25 protein-coding genes are annotated in these 21129 nt (G+C 41.3%); 20 read left to right on the top strand and 5 right to left on the bottom strand.

Going from position 1 to position 21129, the window contains the following annotated elements; genetic code table 11:
* Window positions 1–229 precede the first annotated feature (229 nt).
* The 6 genes from L641_RS0104815 to L641_RS0104785 all read left to right on the top strand — a co-directional run bounded on the left by L641_RS0104815 (window position 230) and on the right by L641_RS0104785 (window position 6065).
* On the top strand, window positions 230–1246 hold the full coding sequence (locus tag L641_RS0104815; protein WP_013463767.1) for a site-2 protease family protein: 1017 nt from the start codon (window positions 230–232) through the stop codon (window positions 1244–1246).
* 264 nt (window positions 1247–1510) lie between these two features.
* Entirely contained in the window at window positions 1511–2644 is a 1134-nt protein-coding gene (locus tag L641_RS22185) for an HlyD family efflux transporter periplasmic adaptor subunit (RefSeq protein ID WP_249365185.1), read from the top strand.
* Window positions 2645–2838: 194 nt separating this feature from the next.
* The gene (locus tag L641_RS0104805; RefSeq protein WP_013463768.1) at window positions 2839–3036 is read left to right on the top strand and encodes a hypothetical protein; all 198 of its coding nucleotides are present in this window, start codon (window positions 2839–2841) and stop codon (window positions 3034–3036) included.
* Window positions 3036–3242 carry a hypothetical protein gene (locus L641_RS0104800; RefSeq protein ID WP_013463769.1) on the top strand — a complete coding sequence of 69 codons (207 nt, stop codon included), beginning with the start codon at window positions 3036–3038 and terminating at the stop codon, window positions 3240–3242. The genes L641_RS0104805 and L641_RS0104800 overlap by 1 nt, the downstream gene beginning before the upstream one ends.
* A 308-nt stretch (window positions 3243–3550) precedes the next feature.
* Window positions 3551–5686 carry a peptidase domain-containing ABC transporter gene (locus tag L641_RS0104790; protein WP_076916056.1) on the top strand — a complete coding sequence of 712 codons (2136 nt, stop codon included), beginning with the start codon at window positions 3551–3553 and terminating at the stop codon, window positions 5684–5686.
* 193 nt (window positions 5687–5879) lie between these two features.
* Window positions 5880–6065, top strand: a complete 186-nt coding sequence (locus tag L641_RS0104785; protein WP_013463771.1) for a hypothetical protein — start codon at window positions 5880–5882, stop codon at window positions 6063–6065.
* Window positions 6066–6531: 466 nt separating this feature from the next.
* Here L641_RS0104785 and L641_RS0104780 read toward each other — a convergent pair whose 3' ends face one another.
* Window positions 6532–7845 carry a TIGR00366 family protein gene (locus L641_RS0104780; RefSeq protein ID WP_013463772.1) on the bottom strand — a complete coding sequence of 438 codons (1314 nt, stop codon included), beginning with the start codon at window positions 7843–7845 and terminating at the stop codon, window positions 6532–6534.
* 170 nt (window positions 7846–8015) lie between these two features.
* The gene (locus tag L641_RS0104775) at window positions 8016–8963 is read right to left on the bottom strand and encodes a chemotaxis protein CheV (protein ID WP_013463773.1); all 948 of its coding nucleotides are present in this window, start codon (window positions 8961–8963) and stop codon (window positions 8016–8018) included.
* Window positions 8964–9129: 166 nt separating this feature from the next.
* Between L641_RS0104775 and L641_RS0104770 the strand changes: the two genes are divergently transcribed.
* On the top strand, window positions 9130–10197 hold the full coding sequence (locus L641_RS0104770) for a potassium channel family protein (RefSeq protein WP_013463774.1): 1068 nt from the start codon (window positions 9130–9132) through the stop codon (window positions 10195–10197).
* The gene (locus tag L641_RS0104765; protein WP_013463775.1) at window positions 10197–10388 is read left to right on the top strand and encodes a hypothetical protein; all 192 of its coding nucleotides are present in this window, start codon (window positions 10197–10199) and stop codon (window positions 10386–10388) included. Before L641_RS0104770 ends, L641_RS0104765 begins: the two co-directional genes overlap by 1 nt.
* 21 nt (window positions 10389–10409) lie before the next feature.
* Here the strand turns inward: L641_RS0104765 and L641_RS0104760 are convergent, their stop codons facing one another.
* Window positions 10410–11441 carry a hypothetical protein gene (locus tag L641_RS0104760; RefSeq protein ID WP_024601284.1) on the bottom strand — a complete coding sequence of 344 codons (1032 nt, stop codon included), beginning with the start codon at window positions 11439–11441 and terminating at the stop codon, window positions 10410–10412.
* A 126-nt stretch (window positions 11442–11567) separates the two neighbouring features.
* On the bottom strand, window positions 11568–12023 hold the full coding sequence (locus L641_RS0104755) for an EVE domain-containing protein (protein ID WP_013463777.1): 456 nt from the start codon (window positions 12021–12023) through the stop codon (window positions 11568–11570).
* A gap of 83 nt (window positions 12024–12106) precedes the next feature.
* On the opposite strand from L641_RS0104755, the gene tesB reads away from it, so the two are divergent.
* A complete protein-coding gene (gene tesB, locus L641_RS0104750; RefSeq protein ID WP_013463778.1) occupies window positions 12107–12964 on the top strand; it encodes an acyl-CoA thioesterase II in 858 nt (285 codons plus the stop codon).
* Window positions 12965–13016: 52 nt separating this feature from the next.
* On the opposite strand, the gene plsB is transcribed toward tesB, so the two are convergent.
* A complete protein-coding gene (gene plsB, locus L641_RS0104745; RefSeq protein ID WP_024601283.1) occupies window positions 13017–15455 on the bottom strand; it encodes a glycerol-3-phosphate 1-O-acyltransferase PlsB in 2439 nt (812 codons plus the stop codon).
* A 427-nt stretch (window positions 15456–15882) separates the two neighbouring features.
* On the opposite strand from plsB, the gene rpsJ reads away from it, so the two are divergent.
* Genes rpsJ through rpsQ form a run of 11 tightly spaced genes read left to right on the top strand, consistent with a single transcriptional unit; the run spans window position 15883 to window position 20849 of the window.
* Window positions 15883–16194 (top strand): 30S ribosomal protein S10, encoded by a 312-nt coding sequence (gene rpsJ / locus L641_RS0104740; RefSeq protein ID WP_002957900.1) that lies wholly within the window; start codon window positions 15883–15885, stop codon window positions 16192–16194.
* Window positions 16195–16221: 27 nt separating this feature from the next.
* Window positions 16222–16857 carry a 50S ribosomal protein L3 gene (gene rplC / locus L641_RS0104735; protein ID WP_008108338.1) on the top strand — a complete coding sequence of 212 codons (636 nt, stop codon included), beginning with the start codon at window positions 16222–16224 and terminating at the stop codon, window positions 16855–16857.
* A 17-nt stretch (window positions 16858–16874) separates the two neighbouring features.
* Window positions 16875–17480: a 50S ribosomal protein L4 gene (gene rplD, locus L641_RS0104730; protein WP_008108340.1), complete on the top strand. Its 606-nt coding sequence runs from the start codon at window positions 16875–16877 to the stop codon at window positions 17478–17480.
* Window positions 17477–17779 carry a 50S ribosomal protein L23 gene (rplW, locus tag L641_RS0104725; protein WP_008108343.1) on the top strand — a complete coding sequence of 101 codons (303 nt, stop codon included), beginning with the start codon at window positions 17477–17479 and terminating at the stop codon, window positions 17777–17779. Before rplD ends, rplW begins: the two co-directional genes overlap by 4 nt.
* A 17-nt stretch (window positions 17780–17796) precedes the next feature.
* Complete coding sequence (gene rplB / locus L641_RS0104720) at window positions 17797–18621, top strand: 50S ribosomal protein L2 (protein WP_007376192.1); 825 nt, start codon at window positions 17797–17799, stop codon at window positions 18619–18621.
* A gap of 15 nt (window positions 18622–18636) precedes the next feature.
* Window positions 18637–18915, top strand: coding sequence for a 30S ribosomal protein S19 (gene rpsS, locus L641_RS0104715; RefSeq protein ID WP_004588689.1), 279 nt, complete (start codon window positions 18637–18639; stop codon window positions 18913–18915).
* A gap of 13 nt (window positions 18916–18928) precedes the next feature.
* Window positions 18929–19261: a 50S ribosomal protein L22 gene (gene rplV, locus L641_RS0104710; RefSeq protein ID WP_004588690.1), complete on the top strand. Its 333-nt coding sequence runs from the start codon at window positions 18929–18931 to the stop codon at window positions 19259–19261.
* 12 nt (window positions 19262–19273) lie between these two features.
* Window positions 19274–19975 carry a 30S ribosomal protein S3 gene (gene rpsC / locus L641_RS0104705; RefSeq protein WP_008108350.1) on the top strand — a complete coding sequence of 234 codons (702 nt, stop codon included), beginning with the start codon at window positions 19274–19276 and terminating at the stop codon, window positions 19973–19975.
* Between the two features lie 12 nt (window positions 19976–19987).
* Entirely contained in the window at window positions 19988–20401 is a 414-nt protein-coding gene (rplP, locus tag L641_RS0104700) for a 50S ribosomal protein L16 (protein WP_008108352.1), read from the top strand.
* Window positions 20401–20592 (top strand): 50S ribosomal protein L29, encoded by a 192-nt coding sequence (gene rpmC, locus L641_RS0104695; protein WP_004588692.1) that lies wholly within the window; start codon window positions 20401–20403, stop codon window positions 20590–20592. The genes rplP and rpmC overlap by 1 nt, the downstream gene beginning before the upstream one ends.
* Window positions 20592–20849: a 30S ribosomal protein S17 gene (gene rpsQ, locus L641_RS0104690; protein WP_008108356.1), complete on the top strand. Its 258-nt coding sequence runs from the start codon at window positions 20592–20594 to the stop codon at window positions 20847–20849. The genes rpmC and rpsQ overlap by 1 nt, the downstream gene beginning before the upstream one ends.
* The last annotated feature ends 280 nt before the right edge of the window (window positions 20850–21129 follow it).

Below are 21129 nucleotides of genomic sequence, written 5' to 3'. Positions count from 1 at the left end.
TTCTATCTCACTCGTGTTTTTTAGGTGGGTAGGTATACTAGCGCCATAATTTATAATGGTTATAATACCAAGCCGCAATAATACTTAATCATTTTGAGGGGCAAGTCAGACGCGAGCTGCGTTAAAAAATTCTCCTTAAGAGCAACTAAATAACGAAGTTTTTGCCTTGCTATCGACAGGATTTTTCTGCCTCAAAATAGCACCCCTAATTAAGCGAACTGATATAACAATGATAAAAATCGATCTGAATCTAGCCGAACAACCGTTTACGCTTATGCTAGATAAGCAACAAATTGTAAAAATATTTCATGATCAGCAAGCGATTGCATTTGAAAATCCACGTGAAAACTATGTTGAGTTTATGCTTGATGAGCAGCTAATTGGTATTGATAGCAGTGACGTTAACCAACAGAGTATTGCGCTATTTGTAGATAATCAGTTTGCCACTCAGCTGGCTTTACCTGTGGCGGCGCAAGGCGAATCTAAAAAAGGCTTTTTGGGACTTGCGGCGCTAGGCTTTAAGTTATTTAAAAGTGCTAAGGTGGTTAAAGTGGCGCTAGCGAGCGCATCGGTGGCCGGTTATGCTTGGCTGTTTACCATTGAATTTGCGTTAATGCTGATTGCTTGCCTAGTGGTACATGAATATGGCCATGTGCGAGCTATGAAGTATTTTGGGATAAAAACCAAAGGCATTTATTTAATTCCTTTTGTAGGCGGGTTAGCCGTTAGCGACGATAAAATAACTACGCGCTGGCAAGATGTGGTGATCTCACTAATGGGCCCTGCCTTTGGTTTGTTTACCTCAGTGCTAGGCGTGGTGCTTTTTTACGCCACAGAAATGGAAATATTTGCAGGCGTTGCGGTACTTAGTGCACTGCTTAACTTATTCAATTTACTGCCTATTTTACCACTTGATGGCGGACATGTTTTAAAGAGTATTAGCTTTTCAATGCGATCGTGGGTGGGGCTGAGTGTATGTTTATTGGGAGTGTTATTTGGCTTATGGCTAAGTTACACCTTTGGTTTAATGTTATTAGTGTTCTTTTTGTTTGTTGGGGCGCTGGAAATTGTGTTTGAATGGCGCGGCCGTCATTATTCGCATTTATTGCCATTAGATAAATATGGCCAAGGCTTTTCAGCGGTCATGTATGCGCTGGTGGTTGCAGGTCATGTAGCAGTGATGATGCATTTTGCTGACTCTGACAATCCAATACTGAGTTTGCCAATGAAAATTTTATCGAGCTAACGACAAAAAACAGCATGGAAAGTTTAAAAAATGTGCACTGTGCTGTTTTTTTGTTCGGTTGTTGCTGTTTTTAAAGGTTTTTGTATGTTTGTTGTTGTTTTTTTGTAACTGAAGATGTAGTGTTCCGATATCAGGGTTGTTCAGGGATTGTTCAGGGATGTTATTTAGAAAGGAAGCTATCGCTCAGCAAAGTGAGCGTTTAACGGGGCGATTACCCTCATACAACCTCTATCAATAAAATTAACTGTGCTTATTTTGGCCTGTGTGGCTGTCACAGTTATTACCTTTTTATTCACTGCAGAATACTCACGCAAAGAAACCGTGCGCGGTTTTTTAATGCCTAATAAAGGGGTTATCCAAAGCTTTGCTAATCAAGGTGGTATGATTGAGCAGCTATTTGTACAAGAGGGTGATGCCGTTAATAAAGGTCAGCCGTTGGCGACCATCATTGTGCAGCAAAATAACAGCCAAGGCATAGCCTTGAGTACCCAGCTAGTTGAACAGCTAAGTATGCAAATACAACTACTTAATGACGAAATTACACAAAACCACACCCTACAAAAGCAAGAGTCACTTAACTTGCAGGCACAAAAACGTGCACTAACTAATGAGCAAGCTGCATTACAAAGCCAACTTAAACTTACTGATGAAAAACTAGCGCTACTTAACCGCCAACAAAGTAACCTTAACCAGCTTAATAAAAATGGCTTTTTATCAAATATTGAGCGTGAGCAACAACAGCAAGCCCTGTTGGATGCTAAGCAAGAAAAACAAAACCTAGCACGCTTGCTGATGCAGCAAGAAAACCAGTTAAGCCAACTAAGCTTTAATATTGCCAACGTGCCCCAGCAATACACGTTGCGTATAAATAGTCTTAAACGCCAACAAGCGGATGTTCAAAACCAACTTACGCAAATTAAAAGTAACTATCAATACACCGTCACCGCAAGTAATAGCGGTACAGTCACGGGTATTCAAGTGGTGGAAGGTGAAACACTCACCCAAGCCAAACCGCTACTGCATATTATTCCCGAAGGTTCAGAATTAGTGGCTGAATTACTATTACCTACACGTTCAGCAGGTTTTATTGCGCTTGGTAACGATACGCGTTTGCGATTTGATGCCTTTCCTTATCAACGCTTTGGTTTTATTAACAGCAAAATTAGCCGGATTGATAAGGCGCTCATTACCCCAAACGAAATACGCTTGCCTATCGCACTGCAAGAGCCAGTATACCGCTTGCGAGCAACACTTAGCCAGCAACAAATGCAGGCTTATGGTAAAGCATTTGAGCTAAAAAGCGGCATGTTGTTTGAGGCAGATATTATGCTAGAGCAGCGCACATTAATTGAATGGTTACTCGAGCCGCTGTATAGCCTAAAAGGACGAGTAAGTTAATTGTAGCAATAAAGGAAAATTTAAAAGTTTTGGTGGTTTGCTAAATGCAAACAACCGAAAAAGACGGCCAGCTTTAGTTAACTTTAGCGAGCAGCTAAAGCCAGCCTATTAACCGCTCACCTAATTGTAAGGTTGAGCATATTAACAACCCGATGACTTAACTAAAAAGCATCGGATTTATGGAGTATAACAAAATGCGTGAATTAAACGTAAAAGAAATTCAAGAAGTAAATGGTGGAGGAAGATCTCTAGGTGCAACAGGTTTGATTGGTGGAGCTGGAGCTTGGGGGGCCGCTTTTGTTACGACTAGCGCATTAGCTGGTGCTATGTTTATGACCGGCGGGTTGGTTCTAGTTGCAGCTGGTGCTGCATATTATGCGAGTCAGAAATAATGAAAGAATTAAACGAATTAGAATGTAAAGTCGTTACAGGTGGGGCATTAAATGCAGATAATACGATTGGCTTAGGGCTTGGTATTGTTGGCGTTGCGGGCTCGATCGCTGGCGCCGCGGCAGGAGCATTTTTCTTTCCTGTAATCGCTGCTGCTGCAGGTGGTTGGTATATTGGCTCTTCACTTTATTCAATGGCGACAGAGTAAGTAATTAAGGTCCAATCTTTGGTTGGGCCTTAAATCAATAAGGGGTAGGAATGAAATCAATTGCATTAATAACATTTGTTTTGAGTGTGTTCTTCATTTTCATTAAAAATTCAAGTGATAACTATCTGATATTTATATTTACTTGTATATTCTTAGCATTAGAAAAGCAGATTGAAAAGAATAAAAGTATTAGTACTATTGTTTTTATTATCTTATGTGTGTTTTTAGCTAATTTAATGTATCAAATAGTGAAGTTGTTTCTATTATAGCTTAGCTGCTCAATTCGTGATTTAACTTAGGATAGTGTTTTGGATTTAAACTTTAGCCTGAAAAATAGCATACCCCTTATCCTTCAATCCGAAATAGCTGAATGCGGCCTAGCTTCTGTGGCAATGGTGGCAAGCTATCACGGTCATAGGCTGGATATGCCGGCTATGCGTAAGCGCTTTTCGGCGAATCTAAAGGGTATGAACTTACAGCAGCTGATTGAGCTGGGTGATAATTTAGGGCTAGCCAGTCGTGCGCTGCAATGCCCAATCGAAGAAGTCCATAAACTGCAAACACCGTGTATATTGCACTGGGATATGAATCACTTTGTGGTGCTGACCAAAGTCTCTGGTAAAGGGCCTTCAGCTAAATTTGCTATTAACGACCCTGCTGTGGGTAAGCGTAGTTTAAGCTCGGAAGAGTTTAGTAAACACTTTACCGGCATTTGTTTAGAGCTCACGCCAACCAGCAAGTTTGAAGCTAAACAAGAACAAGCAAGAATGAAGTTTACCCAGCTTTGGAGCACCATGAAGGGCTTAAAAGCAGGGTTGCTAAAACTGATTGCATTGTCATTAGTATTACAACTATTCGCCTTAATGACCCCGTATTATATGCAGTGGGTTGTGGATGAAGTACTAATTAGTTTTGACGAATCGTTATTAACGGTACTGGCTATGGGGTTCGCGCTGATTGCAATTATCTCAGTGGTGACTAATGCAGTGCGGAGTTGGCTGATTTTGCGGCTTTCGAGTTTGCTCAATATGCAAATGGGGGTGAACTTGCTCAGGCACTTATTGCGACTACCAATGAATTATTTTGAGTCGCGCCATGTTGGCGATATTGTCTCGCGCTTTGGCTCATTAGCACAAATACGAGAACGCATTACTACTGGGTTTGTAGAAACCTTAGTCGATGGCGTCATGGCCATTACCGTATTGATTATGATGCTTATTTATTCACTGAAACTCACTGCGGTGGTTGTAGGGGCAATTGTGCTGTATACCTTAGTGCGCTTAGCACTTTACAGGCCACTGCACCAAGCCACCGAAGAAATGATTCAAAATTCAGCTAAAGAACAATCCAACTTTTTAGAAAATATTCGCGGTATGCAAACCATAAAATTGTTTGGTAATGAATCGCAGCGCCAAGGCATTTGGCAAAACCGTTATGCTGAGGTAATAAACAGCGAAATTCGTTTAGGGCGATTAAATATAAGTTTTGATTCATTTAATAAACTGCTATTTGGCCTGGAAAATGTATTAGTGATTTACTTTGCGGCATTGTTAGTTATGAGCAATAGCTTGTCTGTTGGTATGGTACTGGCGTTTATTGCCTATAAAAACCAGTTAACTAGCCGCTTTGCCAACTTAATTGAGCAAATCATTCAATTTAAAATGATGCGCTTACACTTAGACCGTATTGCCGATATTGCCCTAACTCAACAAGAAGCCAATCGCGATGGTGAAATAGCCTATACCGGTGATGACGAGGGTAATGTTAAAGGTCAGCTTACCCTTGAAAATATCTGCTTTAGTTACAGTGAAGAGCAAGCGCCCATTTTAACTAACGTGAATTTAACGCTCAATGCTGGTGATTCTATTGCGATTACCGGGCCTTCTGGTGCGGGTAAAACTACCTTGATGAAAATGATGCTCGGGTTATTGCAACCTACCTCAGGTAAAGTGCTGCTTGATGGTAAAGACATTACCCAGCTCGGCCTTAAAAATTACCGTAAGCAAATTGCCGCTGTAATGCAAGACGACACGTTACTGGCAGGTTCAATCGCCGATAACATCAGCTTTTTTGATCCACAACCCAATTATTTAAAAATAGAGCAGTGCGCCCACCATGCTGCTATTCATGATGATATTACTAAAATGACCATGGGTTACAATTCGTTAGTAGGTGATATGGGCTCAAACTTATCGGGTGGGCAGGTGCAGCGGTTATTACTTGCCCGTGCGTTATATCAATCGCCCTGCGTGTTGTTTATGGATGAAGCAACAAGCCATTTAGATAAAGATAACGAGGCTAAAATAAGCGAGCAAATTCAGCACTTACCCATTACACGCATTATGATTGCCCACCGCCAAGAAACTATTAATATGGCAGATAAAGTATTTGAACTTAAAGGTGGAGAGCTGGTGAATATGCAACAGCAAACAGTAAGTGCGTAATGTTGGGCAGTAAAAATAACTTTAAAAATTTTGGTAGTTTGCTAAATGCAAACAACTAAAAGACGGGTAGCTTTAGTTAACTTTAGCGAGCAGCTAAAGCCAGCCTATTAACCGCACACCTAATTGTAAGGTTGAGCATATTAACAACCCGATGACTTAACTAAAAAGCACCGGATTTATGGAGTATAATAAAATGCGTGAATTAAGCGTGAATGAATTTCAAGAAGTGAATGGTGGATGTGCAGAACATTGTTGGGGAGATTTTTCTTCAAAAGATTTATCTTCGGCAATGTCTGCTGGTGGTATGTTGGGCGTTAAAGGGGCACTTGTTGCTGGTGCTGTATACATAGCTGCAGTAGCTTGGTTTGATTTGAAGTAATGAGATATAAAGTACTTTTAATTCAGATAATTGCAACTTTTTTTATATGGTCTTCTCTTAACTTATTATATGAAAATTATATTCACTTTACAGATGAAGTATATAAATTTGCTTATTATATGCTCATAGTCTTAGTTGTTATTTACTTCAATAGAAAGTTGCGAACATATCTTTTGAAAGATAAAAAGTAGTAGCTTTAATATGATTGAGTTTTACTATTTAGGTTTAATATGACTATTGGGTTTAATTTAGCAATAATGTTAAAAAAGAGGAAGCAGAGCCGCTGCGAACGTTGCTGTTTATTACATGATAATTCATTGTGCACATGTCCTCACTGCTCTTCCTTGATGGGTGATCAGCTTTTAGATTATAAGCTTAAGAATCAAAAGAAAGTTCATAATATGGGTAAGTTTTTCATTGTATTATCACTTTTTTTATTTTTTTGCTTACTAATAAGTTTTTTTCTTTACGGATAAAAGCTCAACATCAAGGATATAAACACCCCAGTAATAATCAGCTGTACCACGCAAAAGCCCATAATGTCTTTAGCTTTTAATCCTGCAATGGCTAATACCGGCAATGCCCAAAAGGGTTGAATTAAATTAGTCCACGCATCTCCCCACGCCACAGCCATAGCAACCCGCGCCATATCTGCACCAAGCTCTTGTGCTGCAGGGATAACAATAGGCGCTTGTACCGCCCATTGTCCGCCACCTGAGGGCACAAACATATTAACGAGTCCTGCACTAATGAAACTGTAAAATGGCAAGCTATCGGCATCAGCGATGGCTATAAAGCCCTGTGATATTTGTTGCGCCAGTCCAGTATCTACCATGACCGCCATAATGCCAGCATAAAAAGGGAACTGAATTACAATTCCTGCGCCACTCGGAATCGCTTGTTGCAAGCTATTAAGCACATTATGGGGTGTTTGATGCAGAGTGATTGCCATAAACAAAAACAGGGCAATTACACTATTGAGGTTTAAGCCGCCACCTGCGATGAAAAAGTAATAACCTAAGTAGGCAAGTCCGATTAAACCAATGCCCATACCTAATAGCTTACTTTGTTCTAAATGCTGAGCAGGGCGTGTTATTGTTACTTTATCAGGTGGTGTGTTTTCAAGCAGTGATGGGTCAACATAAACACTGTCTTTTTCACTCGGTAGCATGTAGCGGTTAACCAGCGGCATAATAATAAATAAGCCAATCAGAATTGCAATGTTAAAGCCTGCGAATAAGGTTTGCTGTGTGCCAATAATACCCATAGTCGCCTGTGAAAAATGCCCTTCGGTGGCAATGGTGAGTGGTACGGAGCCTGCCAATCCGCCGTGCCATACTACAAAGCCTGAATAGGCACTTGCCACTAACAGCCGATAATCCACTCGAGTCTGATTAGCAATCGCTTTAGCAAATAAAGCACCAATTACTAAGCCAAACCCCCAATTTAGCCAGCTTGCCAAAAGCGAAATAAATGTCACTAAAATAATGGCTTTTGGGGCCGTATTAGCAAGCGTTGCTAATTTTGTTAGTAACATACTTATTAAAGAGGTACTGGCAAGCATATAGCCTGTTACTAGCACCAACAGCATTTGCATGGCAAAGCTTAGTAAGTTCCAAAACCCGCTCCCCCATGATGTTATTACCTCAAGTGTGGTTGCAGGGGTCGCTAAATTCGCAATGACTAAAGTAATAATGGTGAGCAAAATAACAAATATAAATGGGTCGGGTAAGTAGCGCTCGACGAGCTTGGTAAATGGACTGGCAACTTTATTAAGCATAATTAATAACGAGTTAGTGAAAACTTATTTGTTAATTAATCATGAAATCTTAGGATTAGCAAACACCGCTTTGAATAAACGCTCAGCAAGGCAGACTTTTTAAAGGTTGTTAATGAGGGGGTGTCGCTAGCAAATACTTACCTTGGTCGGTATTTGCTAGTTATGCTCAATTAAGAATCACCAAGCACTTGCTTTAAGCGATTTTGTACTTCTTGAACGAGTAAGTCGGGCTGAAATTTTGATAAAAATGCATTACAGCCTACTTTTTCCACCATGGCTTGGTTGAAGCTACCACTCAGGGACGTGTTAAGCACCACATGTAAGTTTTTTAAGCGATTGTCGTTACGTATTTCATAGGTTAAGCGATAGCCATCCATCGAAGGCATTTCGGCATCGGTAATCACCATTAGCAGCTCTTTTTCAACATCGCGCCCTTCATCAGCCCAGCTTTTGAGCATTTGTAGGGCTTCTAGGCCGTTACTGGCAGGAATAATTTCGATACCAAGCTGCGATAACGTATCGCTAACTTGTTTACGTGCTGTTGGCGAATCATCGGCGTGCAATATTTTGCGTCCTGCAAATTCGTTTACGATGGTTTCATCCAACACCCCATCAGTAATATTGACCTCGTACTCAACTATTTCAGCGAGTACTTTTTCTACATCAATAATTTCAACTAATTGCTCTTGGCCATCACGCTGCACTTTAGTTAGTGCCGTAATATAATGATTTTTACCCACAGAGCTGGGTGGCGGCATAATGTCAGACCAGGTCATATTCATGATTTGATCAACCTTGCCAATTAAAAAACCTTGTGTGGTGCGGTTATATTCAGTTATGACCAGGTTACAATCTTCACCATATTCTTTTTTAGCCATAGAAATGGCTTGGCGAAGGTCAATCACTGGGATAGATTCACCGCGTATGTTGGCTACACCGGTTACCTTAGGGTGAGAGTGCGGTATTTTGCTTAAACGGGGAAGCTTTACCACTTCTTTTATTTTAAATACATTGAGTGCAAATAAATGGCGGCTATGCAAATAAAAAAGTAGCAACTCTAAACGATTTTCGCCTACAAGCTGAGTACGCTGATCAACTGACGCTAAAACACCTGACATAATAGACCCATATTTTTCCTCATAACTTTATAACTATAGTTTACTCTTATTTTTCTTCATAACGAACCGTGAATATTTCGATTACAGTAAAACGTTGCTTAAGTGTTATCATGTGCAGTATCGTGTTACTAAATGATTTAAATAATCAATCGATTAACAAAAAATTATGCATCATATTTTTAAACGTATTGTTGTGCTGTTGCGCAGCCATATTGATCAGGTAAGTTGGCAGTCTGTTGTAATAGCAACATCCTTACATATGCTGCTTACTTGGTGCTTATTGTTAGTGGCAAATGAGCAGGCACTGCTTTCACCGGGTACTTTTTTTTACTACTACACGGTAACCACTTCAACGGTAGGGTATGGGGATTTAAGTCCATCAACTGACTTAGGTCGATGGATTGTCGCATTAATACAAATACCTTTTGGTTTGGCTTTATTTGGTGTCTTGTTGGGTAAAACAGGACAAACAGTAACTTACTTAATTAGGCGCGCTATGACTGGTGATAAAAACTTTGCTCACAGTAGCAATCATATTATTATTTTTGGTTGGCATAATGCTCGTACCAAAAAAATGATCGACTACATTTTGGCTGATACTAAGCGGACAGATCGCCGTATTTTATTAGCGGTTACTGAACAAATAGAGCATCCGTTTTTAAGTAATGAGAATGTTGATTTTGCTCGCCTAACCAGTTTCACCGATTTGGATGAATTAGAACGCGTTGCCATTCGCCACGCCGATAAAGTGATTATTGATGGCCAAGATGACGACCAAACATTTACCACCGCACTGCGTATTAGCCGTTTAGTCAAAGAAGATTGTCACATAAGTGCACACTTTTTTGATGAAACGAAAGTGGAAATGTTATTAGAGCATTGCCACAACGTAGAGTGTAGCAGTACTAAATCGGCAGAGATTTTAGTGCGCTCAATGCAAGATCCAGGCTCAAGTCGTGTACAAGAGGAACTATTATCAACCTTGCACGGTGATACGCAGTTTAGTTTACAAATCCCTAGTAATGTAAAAACCATGGAGTTTGGTAAATTATTTCATCACTTTAAGTACGATCATGATGCAATATTGTTAGGTGTGGCTCATAATTTAAGTGCAAAAAATATGGATTTAAATCCGCCTTTAGATTATGCAGTAAACGCCGGAGATATTTTGCATTACATTGCGCAAGAGCGAGTATTGAGTAATGAAGTTGACTGGCCTAGCTTGGAAAAATAATGACTGAAATTGCGTTTTTAATTATCGTTTTATGTGCTTACATTTTCCCTATTATGATAATTCTTAACAGTAAGCGTAGCCAAGGCCATGAAAAAAATGGCTGGCTAGTAGGCGCTATCTTCTTTTCGTGGATAGCGCTGATTCTTTACTTTTCGATTGTGCCCAAGCAAGGGCACGCCAAGAAAAAGTAAAGAATGAGTACCTTTTGTTACTTATTCTAATTGTCTCAGCTTATGCTCAACCAGCGGGTCGTCTGGCGCTAGCTGTTGAGCCACTTCTAATAGTTTAATGGCATCATTTGGATTTTCATCTTGATGCTTAATGGCTACGTCTATTAAAGGTTGAATATCAATTTTTTCTTGGTGCTCTTGCACGTGCGCTGCTTTTTCGTCGATTAAAATAGTGTGAGCGGTACTTAATAACGCTTGACGATGCGGCGAATTAGCATTGGCTTTATTAAGTTTTTTATAATAATCCTCTTTTAAACGCAGTGTTTTTGTTTGTAGCCTAAATTGTGCAATGTCGATTTGTTGATTAGCAATAAAATCAACAGCCACTTGTTTATAAAAGCCAAACTTATTTAAATAAGTGGCATGAGTGCCGTGCCCCATCCCAAATACGCGTAAGTGAGTGAGCTGCTGGTAGCGTCTAGCGTGTTGGCGGTCAATGCGGTTGGTTGGGTCGTAAATAATGTAGCCCTCTGCATCTCCTAAATCTAAATCATGGTACTCACCTTGCCAGTCATATTGCTGGGCAATGTCGGTACTTGAGCGGTCATCCCAAGGGGCGATAAGTTTGTTTTTAGTGCTAACAGGATGGAAAAGCAGTACTTTGTCGAGTTTGAGTAATTTAGCAAATGCACCCACAGCAAAGCCGCCACGACTAAGTCCATAGCCTAGCTTGGTTTCAAAAGGAGAGAGTAGGGTTGATAGTTGCTCAATAAAAAAGATTAAATTGCGGTTACGAAACCAATTACTTTTACCCAAATGCTGAAACGCAATAATATTAACGTTTTGCTTTTGTGCTAAATGATAGCCCCAAGGTGCAAAGTCTTGGTTCAAATCACGCTCTTGTACATCAGTACCAGCAGGTGAAAAAGTAAAAAGCAGGGGTTTGTTGAGATCAACAAAGTGATATTTTACATACACATCACCGAGTAAATCCCCACCAGAGGTAGGTAGTTTTGCTTGCTTCTCATTATCGCTGAGAGTTAACCATTCATCTAACCAGTATAGTAATTTCATTTTTCCTCCAGTGCGCACAAGCCGCAGATCATAGCAAATCTGAGGGCATAAGAGAAATTGAGCCAAGCTATACTGTGCTGGTGGACTGCCTTTTTAATGGCAAAATGTATGTTACCTTTGCGACTATTAAGCCATGTTCAAAATTTCATTCCAGTCATTTTCGGTCACTGGCATGACCGATAAACGTCCCCCTTTTTTAAGTGCAATGTCTGTCACTGACTCATTTGCCTTAATTGCTTGCAAGCTCACTATGCTACTGAGATGAGAATGGTAGGTTACTTCCACCACAAACCAACGGGGGGTCTCAACGGTTGCTTTGGCATCATAATAATCGCTACTTAAGTCAAACTGAGTCGGATCAGGGTAAGCGGCTTTAGTGACAATTCCTATTCCCGCAACACCAACCTGTTTACAGCTAGAATGATAAATCATCACTAAATCACCTTGTTTAACATCATCGCGGATAAAGTTACGCGCTTGGTAGTTTCGCACGCCTTCCCATAACGTGGTTTGTTCAGGGGCATACTTTAAGTCATCAATTGAAAAGGCGTCGGGTTCGGTTTTAAATAGCCAAAAAGCCATATTAGTTTTCCTCACTCAGTGTGTTGGTATTTTTCCAGTATTGTATAGTATCATTTAGAAATTAGGGGATTGAGGAAGAAATAATGAGCCAAGTATTAGATGATTTATTGTCGTTGTTATCACTTGAAGAAATTGAACAAGGTTTATACCGAGGACAAAGCCAAGACTTAGGTTTTAGAGCGGTGTTTGGCGGTCAAGTTATGGGGCAAGCGCTTTCAGCAGCCAAAGAAACACTGCCAGCGGGGCGAATTGTTCACTCATTACATTCTTACTTTTTACGCCCAGGCGATGCTGCAAAGCCGATAGTGTATGACGTTGAAACGATTCGCGATGGTAAAAGTTTTAGTACGCGTCGTGTTAGCGCGATTCAGTACGGTAAGCCTATTTTTTACATGACGGCGTCGTTTCAAGGTGATGAACAAGGGTTATCGCATCAAGCGACCATGCCAGATGTTCCTGCCCCTGAAGAGCTACGTTCTTCATTAGAGTTTTATCAAGAAAATGCACAGCATATTCCAGAAGCTATCCGTAATAAATTTATTCGTGAAATGCCGATTGAAATGCGCCCAGTGAATTTTCATAACCCCTTTAAACCAGAAGCCATCGAACCAGTAAAACATATTTGGTTTAAAGCCAATGGCGATATGCCTGACGATCAACGTATTCATAACTATTTATTAGCGTATGCGTCCGACTTTGAATTTTTACCAACCGCATTACAACCACATGGCGTGTCGTTTATGCAGCCGAATATGCAAGTGGCGACGATTGACCATGCTATGTGGTTTCATCGTCCGTTTAGAATGGATGATTGGATTTTATATACTATTGATAGCCCAAGCGCGAGCTCAGGAAGAGGGCTGGTACGTGGGCAGTTTTTTGACCGCCAAGGAAACTTGGTAGCCTCTACTATTCAAGAAGGGGTAATGCGCCAGCGCTAATCCTAATACCCACTATATTGAATACCTTCAATATAGTGGGTATGGCTTTATTTTACTTGCATTGAGCGTGCACAATATCTGTTATTGACTGCCAAATACGTGCCGGTAATAGCGTTTGTAGTTGTTTGTAAGTCTCGCACAACGCTGGACTGCCTTGTAAGCCATTATCTGACTCACTAATTAGCTTTTGTTCGCGTAGGTTTGAAATAAAGCTACTGAGTACCTTTTTGTCAAAAAACTCCGGCGTTTTAATGCCATGTAACGTACCCAAGCGCTGCGCCAGCACATAGCTTTCACGTTCAAGCTCTGCTTTTTCAATCCCTTGGCTGGTTTGAATAAAGCCAATCACAATCGCATAACGTTGCAAAGTAAAGCTCAATGCACGACCGAGCATTTCGAGTTTGGCAAAGCTATCGTTATTTTGAGTCACTTTAATGTTATCACCATCAAGCGCAATTAAGCCTTGATCACTAAAGTTAGTTAAAATACGAGTAACGTAGCTCTCATCTAACTCTTGCAAGTACCACTCTTTAGCAAACAATGGATAAAAAGATTTCACCAGCTGATGGCACTGAGTTACGGTGCTTTGATGTTGCTTAAATAAATGCAGCGCCACTAAACTAGGCACCGCAAAAATATGTAAAATGTTATTACGGTAATAGTTGAATAAGGTTTTTTCTTTATCGCTTATCGCAATTATTTCGCCAAACTCATCACTGATCACATCAAACTTATTAAGCTTTAAGGCATGTTCAAGTAGCTGCTCTGGTGTTTCATCTGGTGCGGTTATTTTACTGCTATAGCTGGCTTCACGTTGCAATCGTAAGTAAAACTCAAGCTGAGCTAACAGCTTTGGCTTACTCAATGCCTGCTTATCGTTTACCAGCAGTATCATCGCCAGTAAGTTAACTGAGTTAAGTGCGGCGGCATTGTTAATTTTAACCATAACCTGATCAGCAAGATTAGCCACCTGCGGCCCTAACCATTGTGGTTTTTGCACATCGGTTGCATGAATTGATTCACGCCAGTCAGGCTGGTTATCATTTAAATACTGATTGATAGAAATAGGGTCGCCAAAGTTTAAATAACCACGACCATAGTTTTTTAAATTTTTAATTGCTTTAAAAATACCTAATATCGACTCGCCTTTTTTATCGTTCCCAGCCAGCTCTTTTAAATAGGTATTGATTTCCATGACGTGCTCGTAACCAATATATACCGGCACAATAGATATAGGTCTGTCTATACCGCGCAACATGGCTTGCATTGTCATTGCGAGCATGCCGGTTTTAGGGGGTAGTAAACGTCCCGTTCTGCTGCGCCCACCCTCGGTATAAAACTTTACCGAGTAACCTTTGATAAATAACTGGCTTAAGTATTCTTTAAATACCGCTGAGTAAAGTTTGTTACCAGCAAACGAGCGGCGAATAAAAAACGCGCCACTGCGGCGGAATATGCCACCGGCTGGGAAAAAGTTTAAGTTAATACCCGCTGCAATATGCGGTGGAACAAGCCCTTGATGGTAAATAGAGTAGGTCAGTAGCAAGTAATCCATATGACTACGATGACACGGCATGTAGATTATTTCATGGCCTTTGTTGGTTAGGTCATGGATTTGCTCGGTGTACTTTATATCAATCCCATTATACAGCTTGTTCCAAAGCCAGGTTAATATGCGATCGGCAACGCGAATGGTGGCGTCGCTGTAATTAGCAGCAATTTCATCAAGAAGCTTTAATGCGTTTTGTCGCGCTTGGGCTTGGCTAATATTTTTTTCAGACGCTTCAGTTTGAATCGCTTTTTTTATCGTTGGGGATGCCAGTAGTGAGCTAAATAATTGATCTCGAGATGGGATTTTAGGCCCTGTGGCAGCCAGCTTCTGGCGCTTAAAGTGTACTCTAGCTACGCGAAGTAGTTTATGCGGAAGCTCATTTACATCGGCTTTTTCGTTCACCAATAATGATAAATCGAGTGGTTGGCTAAAACGAATAAAGTTGTCTCTACCTGAAAAAAGTACAACAAATATTTTTCTAAACCAGCTGGGCGTAAGTGAGTGCGAAAGTAAAGTACTCAGTCCTGGCTTCTCTTTACCCGGTGCTCTGCCCCATAAAATAGTCACAGGCACAACCTGCACATTTTTTTGGCCACTATTTAATAAGTGCTCAATGATTTGCTTGCCCTGATCTAATGCGTTGGTAGGCTTTTCTTTATTACCAAATAACGGTGGTGGGTTTTTAATGCCAATAAAACGATCTAACGCTTGGTCACCTAACACTTGCTGCTCGGTTGGGTCGGGTAAACCATTTCGTTTACATACACGCGCGAGTGCCGCTAAATCAAAGCGTGAATTTAAACGCACTATATAAAAGGTCGGGTTTTTAGGGTTTAACTCAAATTGCTCTAACGGCTTTTCAGGCAGTACTTTGCTTTTAACAAACAAACGGCTAATACCACCAGAGATAAGATTTAAACCATAATTTAAAATACGCATTGACTCACCATAAGAGAGTAGTTACCCAAACCAATATGGGTATATAACAGCAAAATTAGCGCATAGGATAACATATTATCGCAAAGATCCTCTGCAGATTAATCGACAAGCTATGACATTATAGTGACATCATCACTTCCATTACGTTCACTATTGTTAAACTTGACTGTTATTTAAACGACAATTGCAAAGCAATTATGTCTAAATAGTTGTTGCATTTATCACCAGCATCATTATAATACGCAGGCTTTCAAAATTCCCTCGGGAACAAGAAAGAATAAATTAAGCTTGGATTTCAAGCTAATAAACAGGAGTTCCGATTTGGAACTCAACGTAGATATAATCTAACAACCGGCATCTTAATTATTAAGATTGTTTCGGTCGTTTTTTTATGCTCTTTAAATGCTCTTTATATTGAGGTTTAAGAATGTCAAATCAACGCATTCGTATTCGCCTAAAAGCTTTTGACCACCGTTTGATTGACCAATCAACGGCGGAAATCGTGGAAACTGCGAAACGCACTGGCGCACAAGTACGTGGTCCAATTCCACTACCTACACGCTTTGAACGTTTTACTGTACTTACATCACCGCACGTTAATAAAGACGCGCGTGATCAGTACGAGATCCGCACCCATAAACGTCTGATCGACATCGTAGAACCAACTGACAAGACTGTAGACGCACTTATGCGTTTAGACCTTGCTGCTGGTGTTGATGTTCAAATCAGCCTGGGTTAATCGGAAGATTAGAGAGGTTTTAGGAAAATGGCATTAGGTCTAGTCGGTCGTAAAGTGGGTATGACACGTATCTTCACTGAAGATGGTGTATCTATCCCTGTGACAGTTATTGAAGCGACTCCTAACCGCATTGCTCAGATCAAATCTGACGCAACAGACGGTTATAACGCGCTTCAAGTAACCGCAGGCACTAAAAAAGCAAGCCGTGTAAACAAAGCAACAGCGGGTCACTTCGCTAAAGCTGGTGTTGAAGCGGGTCGCGGTCTGTGGGAATTCCGCCTAAATGGTGGTGAAGGCGATTTTGAAGTAGGCGCAGAGCTTACGGTTGAATTATTCAACGAAATCAACAAAGTTGACGTAACCGGTACTTCTAAAGGTAAAGGTTTCCAAGGTGGTGTTAAGCGCTGGAATTTCAGCATGCAAGACGCTACACATGGTAACTCTCTATCTCACCGTGCTCCTGGTTCAATCGGTCAAAACCAATCACCTGGTAAGGTGTTTAAAGGTAAGAAAATGGCCGGTCAAATGGGTAATGAGCAAGTAACAACTCAGAACCTTGAACTAGTTCGCGTTGACGCTGAGCGTAACCTGCTTTTAGTTAAAGGTGCAGTACCTGGCGCTATCGGCGGTGACGTTATCGTTAAACCAGCTGTTAAAGCATAAGTCCTGGAGATTTAGTGATGGAATTAGCAATTAAAGACGCTTCTGGCGCTCTTGAAGTTTCTGAAGCTACTTTTGGACGTGAGTTTAACGAAGCATTAGTACACCAAGTAGTTGTTGCATACGCAGCAGGTGCTCGTCAAGGTACTCGTGCTCAGAAGACACGTTCTGAAGTAAGCGGTGGTGGTAAAAAACCATGGGCTCAAAAAGGTACTGGCCGTGCACGTGCTGGTACAATCCGTAGTCCAATTTGGCGTTCAGGTGGCGTTAGCTTCGCAGCTAAACCACAAGACCACAGCCAAAAAGTAAACCGTAAAATGTACCGCGGTGCGATCAAAAGCATCTTATCTGAATTAGTTCGTCAAGAGCGTTTAATCGTTGTTGAAAGTTTTGGTCTTGAAGCACCAAAAACTAAAGAACTAGTTGCTAAGCTTAAAGAACTTGAGCTTAAAGATGTTCTTATCGTGACTGAAGAAGTAGATGAAAATCTTTTCTTATCGGCACGTAACCTGTACAAGGTTGACACACGTGATGTAGCTGGTATCGATCCTGTAAGCTTAATTGCTTTCGACAAGGTACTAATTACAGCTGCTGCTGTTAAGCAACTTGAGGAGGCGCTAGCATGATCCGTGAAGAACGTCTTTTAAAAGTGATCCTTGCTCCACACATCTCTGAAAAAAGCACAATCGCTGCTGAAGAAAACAACACGATTGTTTTCAAAGTAGCAAATGACGCAACTAAAGCTGAAGTTAAAGCGGCAGTTGAGAAGCTTTTTGAAGTAGAAGTAACTGGTGTTCGCACACTTAACGTTAAGGGTAAAACAAAACGTACTGGCATGCGTTTCGGTCGTCGTAGCGACTGGAAGAAAGCTTACGTTACTCTTAAAGAAGGTAGCGAGCTGGACTTTGTCGGCGGCGCCGAGTAATAAGGGGAGTTAGAATTATGGCACTTCAAAAGTGTAAGCCAACTTCTGCGGGTCGTCGTCACCTAGTTAAAGTGGTTAACCCAGATTTACATAAGGGTAAACCTTACGCACCACTATTAGAGAAAAACTCTAAATCAGGTGGTCGTAATAACAATGGTCGTATTACGGTTCGTCATATCGGTGGTGGTCATAAGCAGCATTACCGTTTAATCGATTTTAAACGTACTAAAGATGGCATTCCAGCCACTGTTGAGCGTTTAGAATATGATCCAAATCGTAGCGCAAACATCGCTCTTGTATTATATGCAGACGGTGAGCGTCGTTACATTATCGCACCAAAAGGCTTAAAAGCTGGCGATGCAATCCAGTCTGGTGTTGATGCACCAATCAAACCTGGTAATGCATTACCTATGCGTAATATGCCTGTAGGTTCGACTGTTCACAACGTAGAACTTAAACCAGGTAAAGGTGCTCAAATTGCACGTTCTGCTGGTGCATACGTTCAAATCCTTGCACGTGATGGTCAATATGTAACATTACGTCTTCGTTCAGGCGAAGTTCGTAAAGTTGAATCTGATTGTCGTGCGACACTAGGTGAAGTAGGCAATGCTGAGCATATGCTTCGTTCACTTGGTAAAGCAGGTGCAAATCGCTGGCGTGGTATTCGTCCGACAGTTCGTGGTGTTGCCATGAACCCGGTTGATCACCCACACGGTGGTGGTGAAGGTCGTACATCTGGTGGTCGTCATCCTGTGTCTCCATGGGGTAAGCCGACTAAAGGTGCTAAGACGCGTAAGAACAAGCGTACGGATAAATTTATAGTACGTCGTCGTACTAAGTAATATTGAGGAATAGCCATGCCACGCTCTCTCAAGAAGGGTCCTTTTATAGACCTACACTTGCTGAAGAAGGTAGAGAAAGCTTTGGAAAGCGGTGAAAAGAAGCCAATTAAAACTTGGAGCCGTCGTTCAATGATCATACCTAACATGATCGGATTGACCATTGCTGTCCATAATGGTCGCCAGCATGTACCAGTTTTCGTTTCTGACGAAATGATCGGTCACAAACTAGGTGAATTTGCACCAACTCGCACTTACCGTGGCCATGCTGCGGATAAGAAAGCGAAGAAACGTTAAGAGGGGAAGATAAATGCAAGCATTAGCTAAACATAAATTCGCCTCTGGTTCGGCGCAAAAAGCACGTCTAGTTGCAGATCAGATCCGCGGGTTACCTGTCGATCGCGCACTAGAAATCCTGGCGTACAGCCCGAAAAAAGCGGCTGTATTAGTTAAGAAAGTACTTGAGTCTGCTATTGCTAACGCAGAGCATAACGAAGGTGCTGACATTGATGAGCTACGTGTAACAACGATTTTTGTGGACGATGGTCCAACAATGAAACGTATTATGCCACGTGCTAAAGGACGCGCAGACCGCATCCTTAAGCGTACAAGCCACATCACTGTTGTGGTTTCAGATAGCTAGGAGATATAAGTAATGGGACAAAAAGTTCATCCTACTGGTATTCGCCTAGGTATATCTAAACCTTGGGTTTCTACCTGGTACGCGAATTCAAAAGATTTCTCTGCACAGCTTTTTGGCGATCACAAAGTACGTACATTCCTTACTAAGGAATTAAAAGCGGCTTCTGTGTCTAAAATCGTTATTGAGCGTCCAGCAAAATCTATCCGAGTAACTATTCACACGGCTCGTCCGGGTGTTGTTATCGGTAAAAAAGGCGAAGACGTAGAAAAATTACGTCAAGCGGTAACTAAAATCGCTGGTGTACCTGCTCAGATTAATATTTCTGAAGTACGTAAACCAGAACTAGATGCACAACTAGTAGCAGACGGCATTGCCTCTCAGCTAGAGCGTCGTGTTATGTTCCGTCGCGCTATGAAGCGTTCGGTACAAAATGCAATGCGCATCGGTTCTAAAGGGATTAAAGTTGAAGTTAGCGGTCGTCTTGGCGGCGCAGAAATCGCACGTTCAGAATGGTATCGTGAAGGTCGTGTACCTCTACATACTCTTCGTGCTGATATCGACTACGCAACTTCTGAAGCCTTAACCACTTACGGTATCATTGGTGTTAAAGTTTGGATCTTCAAAGGCGAAGTTATTGGTGGTTTACCACTAGTACAAGAGCAAGAGAAGCCAGCTAAACGCGCACCAAAGAAAGCCAAAAAAAGTGCTAAGTAGAGGTAGCGAGTAATGTTACAGCCAAAACGTACAAAATTCCGTAAAATGCATAAAGGCCGCAACCGTGGTCTAGCGCAAAACGGTAACAAAGTAAGCTTCGGTACTTTCGGTTTGAAAGCTACTGGTCGTGGCCGCATGACTGCTCGTCAAATCGAAGCAGCTCGTCGTGCTATGACGCGTCACGTGAAACGTCAAGGTAAAATCTGGATCCGTGTCTTCCCTGACAAGCCGATCACAGAAAAACCTCTTGAAGTTCGTATGGGTAAAGGTAAAGGTTCTGTTGAATATTGGGTTGCTGAAATTCAGCCTGGTAAAGTACTTTACGAAATGGAAGGTGTTTCAGAAGAGCTTGCTCGTGAAGCGTTTAACCTTGCTGCTCGTAAACTGCCATTCAAAACAACTTTCGTAACTCGGACGGTAATGTGATGAAAGCAAGCGAACTAAAAGATAAAAGCGTAGAAGAGCTAAATGCTGAACTTCTAGGTCTTCTTCGTGAGCAGTTTAACCTGCGCATGCAAGCAAGCACTGGTCAGTTAGCTCAGACACACACGCTAAGAACAGTACGTCGCGATATCGCGCGTGTAAAAACAATTATTAACCAGAAGGCAGGTCAATAATGAGCGATAAAATTCGTACTCTTCAAGGCCGTGTAATCAGCGACAAGATGGAAAAATCTTTCACTGTTGCTATCGCACGTTACGTGAAGCACCCAATCTATGGGAAATTCATCAAACGTACGACTAAGTTACACGTACATGACGAAAATAACACTGCAAAAGCGGGTGACACTGTCACTATCCGTGAATGCGCTCCAATCTCTAAGAACAAATCTTGGACTTTGGTAGATGTTGTTGAACGTCCAAAACAAGCTTAATTTTTAATTAAGTCTGTTTTATAAGAAACCCCAGCTTTTGCTGGGGTTTTTTTTGCGTTTAAAAAAGCGATAAGTTTGAAGCTTTCAGCCTTCAGAAGTAAGTAAATTATAGCGCCGAAGTTTGGGTTGAGTGTTACGAACCTAAGTGCAAAAAATAATATTATAAAATAGGTGTAAGAAAAGCCTTTGCAAATGCAAATGCAAAGGCTTATGCTTTTCTGCAAAGCCCAAAGCCCAAAGCCCAAAGCCCAAAGCCCAAAGCCCAAAGCCCAAAGCCCAA

Source organism: Pseudoalteromonas sp. TB41 (assembly GCF_000497975.1).
Taxonomy (GTDB): Bacteria; Pseudomonadota; Gammaproteobacteria; order Enterobacterales; family Alteromonadaceae; genus Pseudoalteromonas; species Pseudoalteromonas tetraodonis.
Note: the sequence above shows the minus strand (reverse complement) of the source record. Positions and strands in the feature narration are given on the sequence as shown.